Here is a 14,841-nt window from a genome sequence, read left to right as displayed (position 1 = left end):
CGATGCTTTTTATAAAAGCTCTTATATTATATCGCTTAGCAACCCTCACTGTCAAGAAGTTTTTTTAACCTTGAGACTGCTTCGCAACAACTTTTATATCATAACAAGTTCACACTTTCTTGTCAAGATTTTTTATCAAGAAATTTAAATGTGTCTTGTTAAGCAACGAATATAATCTTATCAAAGACCTCTTGTCTGGTCAAGAACTTTTTGCAATTATTTTAAAAAATCGGTCAAATTCCAAACTGGCATGGTGAAATTTTCAAAGTTATCAGTTTCTAATACCGTCACACTAGTATTAGCTACCAGCCCCGCTGGACGCACCGCATCGAGATTAATCCCAATTTTACTTTTAGTCAAAAAGGAAATTAAGACGGCGTGGGCGCTAATTAAAACTTTGCCCTGTGGGTGTTGCTGGTAAATTTCTGCGAGGGCTGCGTTAGCCCGGGCTAAAAATTCTGGATAACTTTCGCCACCATTCACTGCTGGATCATACTGGCTAGGTTTTTCTAAATAGTTCTTTAAGTCTGCGGTTCCTGCAAAATCAGCTAACTTTTGCCCATCCCAGGTTCCAAACTCTATTTCGCGCAAACCATCCAGTGGTTGGGCAACTAAATCTTGCGTAAGTTGATCAACAATCACTTGCCCAGTTTGCCAAGCCCGTTTTTGCGGACTGGTATACCAAGCATCAAAATTTTGCCCTTGAGCTTTAAAGTAATCCCCCACCTTTTTGGCATCACGCAAACTTTCCGACAACAAAGGCGAATCACACTGTCCCCCCTGGAAACGCCTTTCCAAATTAAATCGCGTTTTTCCATGTCTCACAAAATAAAATTCCGTCATTTTGCACACCCTTTCTATAAATATAGAAAAAAGAAGCAATTGCTTGCCCCTTTTAATTTTCTTCATTAATTTTCTTTGGTAATTTTTTCTAAACCACCCATGTATGGCCGTAAAGCTTCTGGAATAGTTACGGAACCATCTTCGTTTTGGTAGTTTTCTAAAATTGCTGCCATAGTCCGTCCAACAGCTAAACCTGAACCATTCAAAGTGTGGACAAATTGTAACTTACCTTTCTCATCGCGGTATTGGATGTGCGCACGACGAGCTTGGAAGTCTTCACAATTTGAACATGAAGAAATTTCTCGGTAAGTATCTTGAGCTGGCATCCAGACTTCCAAATCATGAGTCATGGCGGCTGAGAAGCCCATATCCCCAGTTGACAAAGTGATCACGTGGTATGGCAAACCAAGTTTTTCCATGATGTTACCAGCGTTAGCGGTCATCTTTTCTAATTCATTGTAAGAATCTTCTGGCTTCGTGTATTTCACCATTTCAACTTTATGGAATTGGTGCATCCGAATCAATCCCCGTGTGTCACGTCCAGCAGAACCAGCTTCAGAACGGAAAGATGGTGACATTGCCGTAAAGTAAACTGGTAATTTTTCATCCGGAATGACTTCATCGCGGTAATAGTTCGTTAAAGGCACTTCTGCGGTTGGAATTAAGGTCATGTCTTGGCCTTCGATAGAGTAAACGTCTTCCTTAAACTTAGGGAATTGGCCGGTACCGTACATAGAATCATGGTTCACAATGTATGGTGGAATTACTTCCGTGTAACCTTCTTCTGCGTGTTGGTCTAACATAAAGTTATAAATCGCCCGTTCCAAACGCGCTCCCCAACCTTTGTAGAAAACAAAGCGAGCACCAGAAACCTTGGCCGCCCGACCGAAGTCCAAGATATCCAAGTCTTCCGCAATATCCCAGTGCGCCTTTGGTTCAAAGTCAAACTGCCGTGGTGTCCCCACCTTACGCAATTCGACATTGGCTTCTTCATCCGCCCCAACTGGAATAGTTGGATTAGGTAAGTTTGGTAAACGAGCAGCCATATCTTTGACCTTGGCTTCCACTGTGGCCAATTCTTCATCTAAGGCTTTAATCTTACTCCCAACTTCACGCATGGCTGCGATTTGTTCACTAGCATCTTCCTTGTTGCGCTTAGCTTGCGCAATGGCTTCAGAAACCGTATTTCTTTCTTGCTTTAGACTTTCTGATTGTCCCACTAATTCACGGCGTTTCTTGTCTTGGGCCAATAATTCATCAATTGTTTCGGCTTGGACCCCCCGAGTTGCCAAACGCGCCTTAATTTCGTCAGGGTTTTGACGAATCATTTTCATATCTAACATGAAAATTCCTCCTAAATTCTTGATTGTGTAAACAAAAAAAGAGCCTCGCATCCCACTAATGGGACGAAAGACTCTTTTTCGCGGTACCACCCAGCTTCACCTATAAATAAGTGCACTCAACATGATAACGGTCATGACCGTGCGGCATTACCCACCCGCTTACAGCTCATTGGAATTTTCGTTCGCGTAGCTCGCACCAACCACTACGTCTCTTTACCCCTACTTAAAAGATGAGCTATACGTTTACATCATTTATGAACTCATTATAAGGCATCCGACCGGAAAATTCAACGTCTTAATTTTCTTTTTTGACATCATGAGGGGTTAAGTCAATTTCTTCTAAAGGAATCAACTTGGTTTTGTAACGAATCTTGTAGTACAAGTACAAAATCACAAATAACGGCACGGACATATAGGTCACCCCGACCTTTTGCCAGTTCAAAGTTTTAAAGGATTCCAAATCTTGACCAACAATTACCAAAATACAGACAATCAAAGCCAATAAGGGACCCACTGGGAACCACTTAGCTTTGTAGCGTAAGACTGATAAATCCTTGCCCTGCGCCTTAAAAGCACGGCGGAAGCGATAGTGAGATAAAGCAATCCCCACCCAAGCGATAAACCCAGTTAAACCAGAGGCATTCACCAAGAAAGTGTAAATTTGTTCACCAAAGATACTGGAAAGGAAAGTTAACAATCCCACAAAAGTCGTTCCTAATAAGGCGGGCACAGGAATCCCGCGCCCGTTAACGCGACCAAAAATTTTCGGCGCATCCCCTTCAACCCCCAAAGCAAATAGCATCCGCGTGGAAGCATACATTCCTGAGTTGGCCGCCGAAATTACTGACGTCAAAATTACAGCATTCATCACGGAAGCCGCCCCAGCTAAACCAGCTCTTTGGAAAACCAAAGTAAAGGGACTGATGGAAACATCACTGGCACTTGAGCCTAATAAATTAGGACTATCATAAGGAATCAGGCAAGCAATTACAAAAATTGCTAACACATAGAAAATAATAATTCGCCAAAAGACTTGCTTAATGGCTTAGGAATACTTTTTTCTGGGTGGGCGGATTCACCAGCGGTTATACCAATTAATTCCGTCCCCTGAAAAGAGAAACCAGCCACGACGAAGACACTTAAAATCATCGGTACCCCACCCACAAAAGGTGCCTGTTTGTAAGTAAAGTTTTCCAAATAAGTGGCATGACCACCGATAATTCCGACAATTGTCAACAAACCAATCGCCAAGAAAATAATAACAGTAACTACCTTGATTAAGGCCATCCAGTATTCAGTTTCCCCAAAAGATTTTACAGATAAAATATTAATTAAGAAAATCAAGAGCAAAGCTCCTAAAGAAAAGACCCAAGAAGGAACCTCTGGAAACCAAAACTTCAAAACCAAGCTGCCGTAGAAACATCTACTGCCAAGGTAATCGCCCAATTAAACCAGTAATTCCATCCCATGGCAAAACCTAAAGCTGGATCCACAAATTTTCGCGAGTACGTTGCAAAGGACCCTGTCACAGGTAAGTAAGTTGCCATTTCACCTAAAGAAGTCATCAAGAAGTAAACCATCAGACCAATACCAATATAAGCTACCAAGGCTCCCCCAGGACCCGCCTGCGAAATTGCGGATCCACTTGCTACAAATAAACCGGTTCCGATACTACCTCCTAAGGCGATCATCGAAACGTGCCGCGTCTTTAAAGAACGCTTCACATTATTTTTTTCTGCCATCAGAAAAAATACCTCCTCTTTTTCACAAAAAGCGGACAAAGATAGGTTCGGCGCAATAAAAAGGCGTATTTCTCCATCGAAATACGCCTTCAATCATCTTTAATCTCAAAAATAATCAATATCTCTTAGCGCTCCGCAACCTCTGTCGCGACAGTCCTACCCCTCTTAAGGTTAGGCCCAGCAAACTTAGCATAAAGTCTAAGCTCCCTTCGGCAACCTCCCCTTTCACCCCACTTCTCCGCTACTTTATTAGCTCAGTGAACTTACTCTTGTCAGTTGCGACCTCTTTTCGATATTTCTAATTATACAAGTTTGAAGTTAAATAGCAAGGATTTATTTCTCGGCCTTTTGGATTTGGTCATTAACCCCACCCACGTCAGCCTTATGATTCATAAATTCTTGATTATTCACTGGAAAGTGTTGAATTACATTTTCAAAGACTTGCAAACTCACTTGTGCTTGGGCAATTTTAAAATCTAAAATGTGCCCCCCCATTTGCCTGGTATCATCCAAGTAGTGGAGGTGATAACCTGGTGCAGCCATCCCAGCAAACATTTCCGGGGCAAAATAACCAACCACCGTCCCCCGACTGTTTTCAGCATCAAATAAGGCTTGCTTTTCCGCCACTTCCACTAAAGTCGGGTAAGGTCGTTTCTGACCTTCTACCGCCCGAGTGTGCATCTGCGCAAATTGCCCTTTCACCTTCACCGCAAAGAAGACATTTTCATACGCATGTTCAGCTAAAATCTTTTGTCCTAAAGCTTCCATGGTTAGATTTTCCACCATAAAACTTTCCGCTTGATCATCATTAAAGTGGACTGTCGCAAAGGGCACCTTAACATCGTGAGTCAAAAGATTGACACTACCATCACTACGTACCAAATATGGTTGGCCATCGACAATCACCATTTCACCATCTAATCCTGTTGCAGTTCCAATCCCGGTATCACCGTGTTGTAAAAGTTCCCCCACCGTTTGAGTACCTTCAAAAAGTCCCGGAACCAGTAAGCCTAAAGTACCATGTTGATATAATGTATGCAAATCTTTTGTCATTTAAGTCATCTTCTTTCAACTTAGTGTAATTGGTCATCTAAGAGTTGCTTACTTAATTCTTTATTGTAGCTGTAATCAACCGGGATATCGACGATTACCGGACCTTCTTCCTTAAAGGCTTGGTCTAAAACTTTTTCTAAGTCTTCCGCCTTATCAACCCGTAAACCCTTAGCCCCGAAACTTTCGGCATACTTAACAAAGTCCACTGGGCCAAAATCAGTCGCCGCCGCCTTACCATACTTAACTTCTTCTTGGAACTTAACCATATCGTACGCCCCGTCATTCCAGATTACATGTACAATCGGTAACTTCAAACGTACGGCAGTTTCCAAATCTTGGGCGGAGAATAAGAAACCTCCATCCCCAGAAACTGAAACTACCTTGGTATTAGGTCGCACTAAGGCCGCAGAAATCGCCCATGGTAAGGCTACACCTAAGGTTTGCATCCCATTCGAGAAGAGTAAGTGACGAGGTTGGTAACTTCTGAAGTGGCGCGCCATCCAAATGTAAAATGACCCCACATCTACGGTTACTGTCATATCATCACTAACCCGTTCTTGAAGCGCTTTGATAATACTCAAAGGGTGGCTAACCTTTTGTCCTTCAACTAAGGCCGGTGGTTCATCACGTAAAATAACTTCTTTACGCAATTCATCCAAGTAAGCTACTGCTTCATCTGGCAATTGATAGCCCTTCATGTACGGTAACAAGAAGTCCAAAGTTTGAGAAATGTCACCCACTAATTCTTTTTCTGGTTGAAAATGTTTGTCAATTTCAGAACGCATAGAATCAATGACCACAATGTTAGCACTCCGATCAGAGTTCCAGTTACGTGGTTCATATTCGATTGGGTCATAACCAATAGCAATTACCAAATCAGCTTGTTTCAACAATTTGTCCCCTGGTTGATTCCGGAATAATCCAACCCGGCCGAAAAAGTCACTTTCTAATTCTCGTGGAATAATCCCAGCTCCTTGGAAGGTTTCAACTACTGGTAAATGCGTCGTCGCAATCAGATTACGAATCGAAGCTGTTGTCTCAGGATCTGAAGCTCGCATCCCTAAGAGCAAGACCGGTAATTTAGCCGCCTTAATTCTTTGAGCCAAAAGAGTGGATTCAACCGGACTGGCAGGGCCTAACTTAGCTGGCATTAAAGGTGCAATTACATCCGTCTTTAATTCGCCATCAGTCACATCTTGAGGAACTGAGACGAAACTTGCTCCTTGCTTGGCGGATTCAGCTCCGCATAAGCATTAGCAATTACTTCAGAAACATTATCAGGATCTTGCACTTCAGCACTGTACTTGGTAACGGGTGCTAATAAAGCCGCATTATCCATACTTTGGTGCGTTAAGCGTAACAAGTCCGTTCTTTGTACTTGCCCAGAGATCGCCAAAACCGGGTCCCCTTCCGCAGTCGCAGTCACTAAACCTGTCGCTAAATTTGAAACCCCCGGACCGGAAGTCGTAATCACAACCCCTGGCTTACCAGTAATCCGACCAATCCCAGCAGCCATAAAAGCCGCATTTTGTTCGTGACGAGTCACTATCATTTGTGGCATTTTAGGGTCGTTAGAGTGTTCCAACACTTCAAAAACCCGGTCAATCTTAGCCCCAGGAATCCCGAAGACGTATTTTACATCGTGGTTAATTAAACTTTGGACAATCGCATCTGCCCCATAACGTTTTTTATCTTTAGTCATGAATTTTCCTCCAGATATTAATCACTGGTATCATAGCACGATTTATTTCAAATGAAAACACTTTTATAAGTTTGTGAATTCACATATTTTCGCTTAGTCTTTAATCCAAGTAAATAAAGGCTTAACTTCTACTAAAACTTTGTGAATTTGTGCAAAATTACACTTGAATTTTCCAAATAAAAAAGCCTCCTCCAAGGAGACTTCAGCCGTATTATTTACGCCATTTTTTACGTATCTCATCGCGTAATTTTCGCGCCGGATCAACAAAGCCGTAACGATTATTCTTAGTTAAAACCTGTGGCCGAGTTAAAAGAAGTAAAATCATAATCTCACCAATAACCGGAACCAAATAGATGAAAACTAATAGACCGGGTAACTCTAAATCATGCAAGCGCCGTATGACTCCAGCGGCTGTCACCATTAAATAGTACAGTGACCAACACCGTAATATAAACCAAAAAATCTGCCATCCAGTTTGAGTGGGCATGGACTGCAAAAATAGCATCGCTACCAGCACTATCACAAAGCTCAAAAGTACCATGCCTAACATTCCCCACCAAAAATCAGCTCGTCCCATGCGTTTATTAGTGGTAAACCACTCTTTAAGCATTAATTTAGTTGAAACTACCAATCCCGGCTGAGGATTCTCATTTTTCCCAATTCGTTCCATCCGTAAGACTTCTTGGCGTATTTTTTCTAATTCAACTTGTAAGTCTTGACCATTCGGCAACATTGATATCGTTTCAGGTTCTGGTGAAACCTGCTTTTCACTTTCAGAAGTTTCTGTAGCTCGATAAACGTAAATTGCTTGATCTTGACCACATTCCGTACAATAATTAGCATTCACCGGAATGATTTCATGACAAACTTTACATTTCTTACTTTCAAAGCCCAAATCTAAACGATCTTGATGTACCCCACAAAAAGGGCAACTTTCTGCCGTAGCCATAATCTTTTTACCACAACGTTGACAATATTTTTCCATCTTCATCACCCTTCTAATTTTTCAATAAAGTTCTTTAATAAGGGAGTTAATTCCACTTCTTCTAGCCAAATCAAGGCCATCTGCGTCTGCCAGGGTTCATAATCAATCTCGATTATCTGACATTTAGTTTCCAAAGCCGCAATTGATGCCGGTACTAAGGCAACCCCCATCCCCATTTCAGCCCAGCGAATAGTGGTCCGAGCATCATCACAAGTCATGGCAATAAATGGCTTAAGTCCGTAAGCACTAAAGGAATCAGCAAAAATTTTGGCAAAACGGCGATAAATCAAGAGTGGCTTTTGGGCAACATCTTCAATTTGATAGTGCTTCTTGCTTTCTTTTATTTTTGGTGGCAAGACTGCAACCATCTTTTCTCTAGCAAAATATTTACTAGCCACCCCTTGAAAATTAAAAGGTGTCCGAACAATGCCTAAGTCGATTTTTCGCCGTTTTAAATAATCTAAAACTCCAAAAGTATTGCTTTCATAAATTTCAAAATTAACTTCCGGATAAAACTCCTGAAATTCCTGTAAGCGTGGACCTGGGACCTGGTTACCAGATGAAGAAATAATTCCCAAAGAAATGGTTCCTTGGCGTCCCTGATCAATTTGCTTTACTTTATCTTTAGCATAATCTGATAGCTCTAAAATTTCTTGGGCGTAACCAGCTAAGGCTTCTCCCGCTTCCGTGAGGGTAATTCCCTTCGAATTACGAACGAACAGTTGCGCATCCAAATCTTTTTCTAATTCTTTTAATTGGTAACTTAAAGGCGGTTGCGCAATGTGCAAGTTTCGTGCAGCAGCAGTAATTTGTTTTTCTTGTGCTACTTCTAAAAAGTAACGTAATTGTTTTAAATTCATTTCAGTACCTCTTAAGTATTATACCAAATTTTAATGACAAAAGGAAAAAAATAGTATTTTTCATATATCAGACATAATGCTATGCTTAAACGCTTTTAAACGATGGATTCCTCAAAAAAATCGCTAATAAAATGAGTACCGATTTAACCTTTGACGATATGCTTTATCTCGGTACTACCTACCGAGTGGCCACACATAATTTGGAAACTTACACCCTCCAAGGAAAATCACAAATGATTGATGGTCAAGCCTTTGAAGTTGTACCGCAAAATACCCTTGATGAAATGACCCACATCATTTATCAGGCGCTAGAAACCGAGAACGCTGATTCAACAGCTCTTACCAATAATGAATAACGCCAAAATGCCAAGCTGAAAACTTCTATTCAGCTTGGCGTTTTTAGACTAAATTTCAACCATGTTTCGCCCGTAAATTCGGCTAAAAACAATCCCATCGCAATCGCTCCAGCAATCAAAACTACTTCAACCATAAAAGTTAAAGCAACTTGATTGTTGTGCAAAGCGAAATTACGAACGGCTTGATAGGCCTGACCTCCAGGAACTAGCGGAACTAGACTAGGAATATTCAGTAAGATTGTCGGTACCTTGATTTTACGCGCCAAATACATGGAGGCTAAACCGATGATAAAGGCGGACAAGAGATTAGCCAACATTCCTCCTAATTCTAAACCCTTAATCGCCATGAAAACTGCCCAACCACACAAGCCCACCAAACCACAAGCTGGTAAGGCACGTCGAGGGATGTTAATAATAATCGCAAAACCCATGGTCGTCAGATAAGCAAAGACTAAAGAAATTATCACGTGCATTAAATTCACCTCACATAAATCGTAGAACCATAGCAATCCCCAAACCAATCGCCCCAGCTGTCAAAAAAGCTTCCGCACCTCGAGCAAGGCCTGACAAAATGTGTCCCGCCAATAAATCTCGGAATGAATTGGTAATCGGCACCCCAGGTACCAAAGGCATCACTGCCCCAATGATAATACTATCGACATTGCTGCCAAAACCAATTCTAACAAAGAGACTAGCCAAAAAGGCCATGGCCATCGCCGCACAAAACTCACTGACAAAGTGCAATTTGGAATTAAGCCGAATAGCAGTATAGATACTAAAGGAGACCCCAGAAACTACCAAGGTGGGCACAAAATCTTGCCAAGCTTTACCATACATAATCAACAACGTCCCACTAACCAACATTGCTGCTAATAACTTAATTCCAAACTTAAAATCGGTTTGATCTTGATCAATTTCTAAAAGCCGACACCAAAAAGCCTCTAAATCTACCCGTCCCTCTGCAAAAGCCCGTGAAGCATCATTAACCTGAGCAACCTTCTCCAAATTAATCGCCCGTCGCTTAATTGGTTCCACTTGAGCTTGATGGCTTTGAGGTACGGACATGGTAATGGCGGTAGTCGTTTCAAAAATTTTCGGATTTTTAATCTCTGCATTATAAGCTATCCGGTGGAGAGTGTCGTCAACACGCGTCATATCTGCCCCAGCCTCAATCATAATTCTGCCCGCCATTAAGACACATTCCACTGCCATACTTTCTTGTTTACTCATCATATTCACCCTACAAAAAACCGCGAAGCCGAAACTCCGCGGTACCTATTTTAGTCTTTCACAACGTTAACAGCTTGTAAGCCACGTTGACCTTCTTCAACATCGAAGGAAACGGCTTGACCTTCTTCTAAAGTCTTGAAGCCTTCTGTTTGAATCGCAGAGAAGTGTACGAATACATCGCTACCATCTTGACGGTTAATAAATCCAAAACCTTTATCTGCGTTAAACCATTTTACTGTTCCTTGTTCCATATGGGAATCCTCCTTGTGCGCCATTTCTAGCACGTTTTCTTGTAATTTCGAAGTGGTGCAATGGAGAAAGTCATATGAAATCCTACAAAATACCATACAAAAGTACTCCGTTTAGTATAGCACAGTAAAATTTAAAAAGATATAATTATTTGACAAAAATGTAGTGAGCTGCCTTATAACCAATGGAAATTTCTTCACCGGTATTTAAAACTTTAACATTTAAAGGCCCTTCAAAGGGAAGTTTTTCTAAAATTTCCACTTGATCCCCAATATTGAGCTTAACATCAGCTAAGTATTCTAATAAATCATGGTTATCAATGAAATGCTCGACTTCGGCGCTTTGTCCAGGTTTTAAATCATTTAAAACTACATGAGAATCTTCCGGATAAACTCCATCCTTACTTGGAATCACACTGCCGTGGGGACATTTTTGCGGATGACCTAAAAAATCTTCCAAACGATCAATCAATTCCTCACTTACTGTGTGTTCTAAAACTTCGGCATCCTTGTGTACATCGGCTAATTTGTAACCTAACTTTTCTACCAAAAAGGTCTCCCAAATTCGGTGCCGTCTAATCAAAGCTTCCGCAACTTTGACACCTTCTTCCGTCAGCGAAATGCCCGCATAAGGAGCGTGAATAATGAGCCCATCCTTAGCCAATTTATTAACCATTTCCGTTACGGAACCGGCCGCCACATTCAAGCTTACTGCAACTTGCTTATTTGAAATCTTGCTAGTCTTACCTCCTAGCTCAAAGATAATTTTTAAATAATCTTCTTTTTTCGGAGTCACTCTTCTCACCTTCCCTCAATCAATCTGCGATATGTTAATTATAGCATTTTTTAACATTTCGTCCTACCTAACTTTGACACGCTTGGGCAAAAATTTCGGGTAAGGAACTGGTCAAACTCCTTAATTGTCCGCTAAAAGGATCATAGAAACTTAGTTTATGTGCATGTAGTAATTGACGTCCTAATTCTTGGGCTCGTGGACCGCCATAAAGCTCATCACCGACTAGAGGATGGCCTAGATGAGCAAAGTGGGCCCGTATCTGGTGAGTCCGACCGGTTTGTAAAATTACTTTAACCAACTGACACTTAGGGTAACTTTCTAACAGCCAATAGTCGGTTAATGCCTTTTTCCCTGCGGCAGTTACAATTTGCCGAAAAGAATCCGAATCCTTTTGTAAAGGAAAATCTAATCGTCCACTAGCTTGCGCTAAGTGGCCACTTACCAAGGCCCGATATTCCTTGATCATTTGGTCTTGATAGGCGCTTATCCACCCTTGCGCAAGACTATTTTTCGCCACCAAAACCAAACCACTAGTATTATAATCTAACCTTGTCAAAACATGAACGGCAACGTCGTTTAACCCTTGCGCCAATAAATAGCCTTTGATACGGTTGGCTAAAGTATCGCTAGTTTCACTCGGCCCTGGCACCGAGGCGAGGCCCGCCGGCTTATCTGCTACGAGATAGTTAGAATCTTCGTAAACTACTTTAATCTCACCCGTTGAAGCTGTAATAGCCTGACTGGCTTCTGGTTCTAAGGTTATCAAGCGTAATTCTCCTGCATCCTTTAATTTACTAGTTAAAGTTAATTTTTCTTGTCCCCAATATACCTCAACTAAACCTCTACGAATCTTAGTTTGAAGTCGACCACTCATTTTCTTAGCTGTTAAAAAATTGCGCAAAGATTGCGGCTTCGTATCCCTTTTGATAATTTTAAATTCCATTAATTTCTTCTCCGAAATAAACCTAAAGTTAACCCCACTACTGCTATGGCCAATTGAATACCGGCAATTTTTTGTAAACTTGTCAGCATCCCTGTCAATAACGCACCTAGCACACCTTGAACTTGGCTAGGTAGTGGTAAAAATTGTTCCAAATTTAAAACCAGTAAAAAAGTCGTTAAAACTAAGAAAATCAAAGCGGGCCCCAACCAAGCTAAACCAAGGTAGTAGCACCAACCAAAGGGATTAAATAATTGATTAAAAAATAATCGCACTAATAAGAATAGCAATAAGCCTAAACTCACCCACCAAATAATTTGCACCCCGTGAATAAAATTCTGCACTCCGCTTACTAGGTTTTTCAGAATTTGATTACTTTCTAAAGCGGCTTGCACTTGATCATCCGCTAAATCTAAAAAATTTGTCCGTAAAGTTTGGTAAGCGACACTATTTGTCGCAAATCCACTCGTCGTAGCTTGATGGTCAAGATTTTGCCCAATTTGGTTAACTAGCTTTTCACTATCTAGAACATCTCCATCTGCACTACCATTTAACAGGTCCTCAATCCCCGCTTGGAGATCACTGCGTAATTGGTCAGCAGTCAGCAAGTTCGTTAAAAGATTCGCCGGTAGCCACTGCCATTCATGCCCGCTGCCACTTGTTGATTTAATTCTTGGGTCAGGATGGTCACGTTTTCAGTCGTAATCACTTTTGCTTTTAAAAATTTCGGATTCAAAAGCGTCATTTTCAAACTTAGTATGAGTACTAAAACTAGGCTCACTAAACTTAACAAAATCGTCAAAACGCGATCCTTACCTCGTTTAGGGAGTCGCTTTCCTTTTTCCAATTCACGTTTTTGGGTTCGGGTCATTTCCGTCATTATTTTCCTCCTAGCGTTAGCTTTTATATATTGTCCTTTATTATAGCCTACTTTAGACAAACTCACCGGTGATATTAGGGAAAATACACTGCACTTCTTCCATAATTAATTTGTCAGCTTTACCTTGCATCGTTATACCACCATAGATTATTTTATGCAGTTTTATTATACTACATTCATTTGCATTATAAGTACCTTCAGTCCTGTATTTTTAACTAGCACCACACACTTAAAATTGTTATAATTACTGATGATTTATATAAATGAGGAAGGATTAGACTAATGTTTGAACTTTTTAAAGCATTCCTTTTTGGGATTGTCGAAGGGATTACTGAATGGTTACCAATCAGTTCAACCGGACACATGATTTTGCTAGATCAATTTGTCAAGTTGGGCGTTTCAAAAGACTTCTATAGTATGTTTGAGGTAGTTATTCAGTTAGGGGCTATTTTAGCCGTTGTTGTAATTTACTGGAAACGTATCTGGCCTTTCCACTACCAGACTAATCAAAAAGGTTTGTGGAAAATTATGGATGAAGACATTTTCTTTATGTGGGTTAAAGTTGTAATTGCTTGCTTACCAGCGGTCGTTGCTGCGGTTTTTAATGACGAATTTGAAGAATTATTCTACAACCCAGTTTGTGTAGCTTTAGCCCTGATTGTCTTTGGGATTGGCTTTATTGTAATTGAAAACATGCATAAGGGTAGCACACCTAAGATTACTTCAATTAGTCAAATGACTTATGTTTTAGTCTTTATTATTGGGATTTTTCAGTTGCTTGCAGCCATTTTCCCTGGAACATCTCGGTCAGGGGCAACGATTTTAGGTGCCTTACTTTTAGGTGTATCTCGGACAGCTGCTGCTGAGTTTACTTTCTTCTTAGCAATTCCTGTCATGTTTGGGGCTGGAATTTTAAAGTTAGTTAAATTTGGGTTGGTCTTTACAAATCTGGAGATATGGATTATGATCGTCGGTTTAGTGACCGCCTTTGTTACGTCTATCATTGCCATCAAATTCTTAATGCAATACATTAAAAAACACGACTTCAAGGTCTTTGGTTGGTACCGCATCATTCTCGGAATTTTAGTATTAGCCTATTTTTTCTTAATTAAGTAATAAGTTCCGCAGAAATGCGGGATTTTTTTATTAAAAGAGTGAGATAATAGTTATTACTTAAGTCTTTCGAGATTTTTTGACTACAACACTTTATAAAAAGGAGTTTTTCAGTGCAAAAAAGTAATAATTATAAAACACACCTACTTCTAGGTGGCGGTTGCGCTTTAATTTTTTTATTTTTCGCTTACAGTATCAAAACCAATCTTGGCTGGGTAACCAGTTTAGACACTAGGATCCAGGCTATTCTCTTACCGTTCACAACCAAAACAATGACAACTTTTGTGGCTCTACTAACAAAATTAGCTAGCTCACCTTTGGAATCATTCTATTGTCTTTTACTCATTGCCTTTTTATTTTTCCGCTATAATAAAAAAGAAGCCATTTGGGCTGGCTGTACCGTCTTCATTTCACTAGCCTTTACTTACCTCGTTAAATTTGCCATGCAACGCCCTCGGCCTAGTGACCGCCTAGTTTCTGCCGCTGGTTACAGTTTCCCTAGCGGACACACTTTTGGCGCCGCCTTAGTTACTTTGATTATTTTAACACTCATCTTACCTAAGCTGAAAAGCTCCGGCTTACGCTGGCTTTTGGGGATTTTAGCTTGCTTGTGGGTGCTAATTGCCGCTTTCACACGTGCTTACCTCCACGTCCACTATCCTAGTGATACCCTTGCTAGCATGCTCTTGGCAGTTTCTTTATGGAACTTAGCTAGTCTAATCAAAGATCGCTACTTCAAACGTTAATGCG

15 protein-coding genes, 2 pseudogenes and 1 riboswitch are annotated in these 14,841 nt (G+C 40.8%); of the genes and pseudogenes, 3 read left to right on the top strand and 14 right to left on the bottom strand.

Features of this window, described 5'->3' with window-relative positions; translation table 11 throughout:
* Window positions 1-216 precede the first annotated feature (216 nt).
* The 7 genes and pseudogenes from JCM10991_RS03895 to JCM10991_RS03865 form a co-directional block, all read right to left on the bottom strand.
* The gene (locus JCM10991_RS03895) at window positions 217-843 is read right to left on the bottom strand and encodes a histidine phosphatase family protein (protein WP_025020616.1); all 627 of its coding nucleotides are present in this window, start codon (window positions 841-843) and stop codon (window positions 217-219) included.
* A 65-nt stretch (window positions 844-908) separates the two neighbouring features.
* Window positions 909-2,186, bottom strand: coding sequence for a serine--tRNA ligase (gene serS, locus JCM10991_RS03890; protein ID WP_023860128.1), 1,278 nt, complete (start codon window positions 2,184-2,186; stop codon window positions 909-911).
* A gap of 295 nt (window positions 2,187-2,481) precedes the next feature.
* A pseudogene (locus JCM10991_RS16310) lies at window positions 2,482-3,928 on the bottom strand (amino acid permease).
* 118 nt (window positions 3,929-4,046) lie between these two features.
* Window positions 4,047-4,224: riboswitch (Lysine riboswitch) on the bottom strand.
* A 37-nt stretch (window positions 4,225-4,261) separates the two neighbouring features.
* The gene (budA, locus tag JCM10991_RS03880) at window positions 4,262-4,981 is read right to left on the bottom strand and encodes an acetolactate decarboxylase (protein WP_023860126.1); all 720 of its coding nucleotides are present in this window, start codon (window positions 4,979-4,981) and stop codon (window positions 4,262-4,264) included.
* A 20-nt stretch (window positions 4,982-5,001) separates the two neighbouring features.
* Window positions 5,002-6,683: pseudogene (gene alsS / locus JCM10991_RS12560) on the bottom strand (acetolactate synthase AlsS).
* 211 nt (window positions 6,684-6,894) lie between these two features.
* Window positions 6,895-7,668: a zinc-ribbon domain-containing protein gene (locus JCM10991_RS14335; RefSeq protein WP_025020615.1), complete on the bottom strand. Its 774-nt coding sequence runs from the start codon at window positions 7,666-7,668 to the stop codon at window positions 6,895-6,897.
* A gap of 5 nt (window positions 7,669-7,673) precedes the next feature.
* Entirely contained in the window at window positions 7,674-8,528 is an 855-nt protein-coding gene (locus tag JCM10991_RS03865; RefSeq protein ID WP_025020614.1) for a LysR family transcriptional regulator, read from the bottom strand.
* Window positions 8,529-8,647: 119 nt separating this feature from the next.
* On the opposite strand from JCM10991_RS03865, the gene JCM10991_RS03860 reads away from it, so the two are divergent.
* On the top strand, window positions 8,648-8,884 hold the full coding sequence (locus tag JCM10991_RS03860; RefSeq protein ID WP_494515718.1) for a hypothetical protein: 237 nt from the start codon (window positions 8,648-8,650) through the stop codon (window positions 8,882-8,884).
* 29 nt (window positions 8,885-8,913) lie between these two features.
* On the opposite strand, the gene JCM10991_RS03855 is transcribed toward JCM10991_RS03860, so the two are convergent.
* The 7 genes from JCM10991_RS03855 to JCM10991_RS03825 all read right to left on the bottom strand — a co-directional run bounded on the left by JCM10991_RS03855 (window position 8,914) and on the right by JCM10991_RS03825 (window position 12,978).
* Window positions 8,914-9,357: a threonine/serine exporter family protein gene (locus JCM10991_RS03855; RefSeq protein ID WP_023860121.1), complete on the bottom strand. Its 444-nt coding sequence runs from the start codon at window positions 9,355-9,357 to the stop codon at window positions 8,914-8,916.
* Window positions 9,358-9,367: 10 nt separating this feature from the next.
* A complete protein-coding gene (locus JCM10991_RS03850) occupies window positions 9,368-10,117 on the bottom strand; it encodes a threonine/serine exporter family protein (protein ID WP_023860120.1) in 750 nt (249 codons plus the stop codon).
* A 47-nt stretch (window positions 10,118-10,164) separates the two neighbouring features.
* Window positions 10,165-10,365, bottom strand: coding sequence for a cold-shock protein (locus JCM10991_RS03845; protein WP_023860119.1), 201 nt, complete (start codon window positions 10,363-10,365; stop codon window positions 10,165-10,167).
* A 145-nt stretch (window positions 10,366-10,510) separates the two neighbouring features.
* Entirely contained in the window at window positions 10,511-11,158 is a 648-nt protein-coding gene (locus JCM10991_RS03840) for a metal-dependent transcriptional regulator (RefSeq protein ID WP_025020612.1), read from the bottom strand.
* 67 nt (window positions 11,159-11,225) lie between these two features.
* The gene (locus tag JCM10991_RS03835; protein WP_025020611.1) at window positions 11,226-12,101 is read right to left on the bottom strand and encodes an RluA family pseudouridine synthase; all 876 of its coding nucleotides are present in this window, start codon (window positions 12,099-12,101) and stop codon (window positions 11,226-11,228) included.
* Window positions 12,101-12,706 carry a hypothetical protein gene (locus tag JCM10991_RS03830; protein ID WP_025020610.1) on the bottom strand — a complete coding sequence of 202 codons (606 nt, stop codon included), beginning with the start codon at window positions 12,704-12,706 and terminating at the stop codon, window positions 12,101-12,103. Before JCM10991_RS03830 ends, JCM10991_RS03835 begins: the two co-directional genes overlap by 1 nt.
* Before the next feature lie 5 nt (window positions 12,707-12,711).
* Window positions 12,712-12,978 carry a hypothetical protein gene (locus JCM10991_RS03825; protein ID WP_025020609.1) on the bottom strand — a complete coding sequence of 89 codons (267 nt, stop codon included), beginning with the start codon at window positions 12,976-12,978 and terminating at the stop codon, window positions 12,712-12,714.
* Window positions 12,979-13,260: 282 nt separating this feature from the next.
* Between JCM10991_RS03825 and JCM10991_RS03820 the strand changes: the two genes are divergently transcribed.
* Entirely contained in the window at window positions 13,261-14,094 is an 834-nt protein-coding gene (locus tag JCM10991_RS03820) for an undecaprenyl-diphosphate phosphatase (RefSeq protein ID WP_023860115.1), read from the top strand.
* A gap of 110 nt (window positions 14,095-14,204) precedes the next feature.
* Window positions 14,205-14,837 carry a phosphatase PAP2 family protein gene (locus JCM10991_RS03815; protein WP_025020608.1) on the top strand — a complete coding sequence of 211 codons (633 nt, stop codon included), beginning with the start codon at window positions 14,205-14,207 and terminating at the stop codon, window positions 14,835-14,837.
* Window positions 14,838-14,841 lie beyond the last annotated feature (4 nt).

The sequence above is a fragment of the Ligilactobacillus equi DSM 15833 = JCM 10991 genome, from assembly GCF_000615765.1.
Lineage (GTDB): Bacteria > Bacillota > Bacilli > Lactobacillales > Lactobacillaceae > Ligilactobacillus > Ligilactobacillus equi.
The sequence above is the reverse complement of the archived record's forward strand: the minus strand, read 5'-3'. Positions and strand labels throughout refer to the sequence as shown.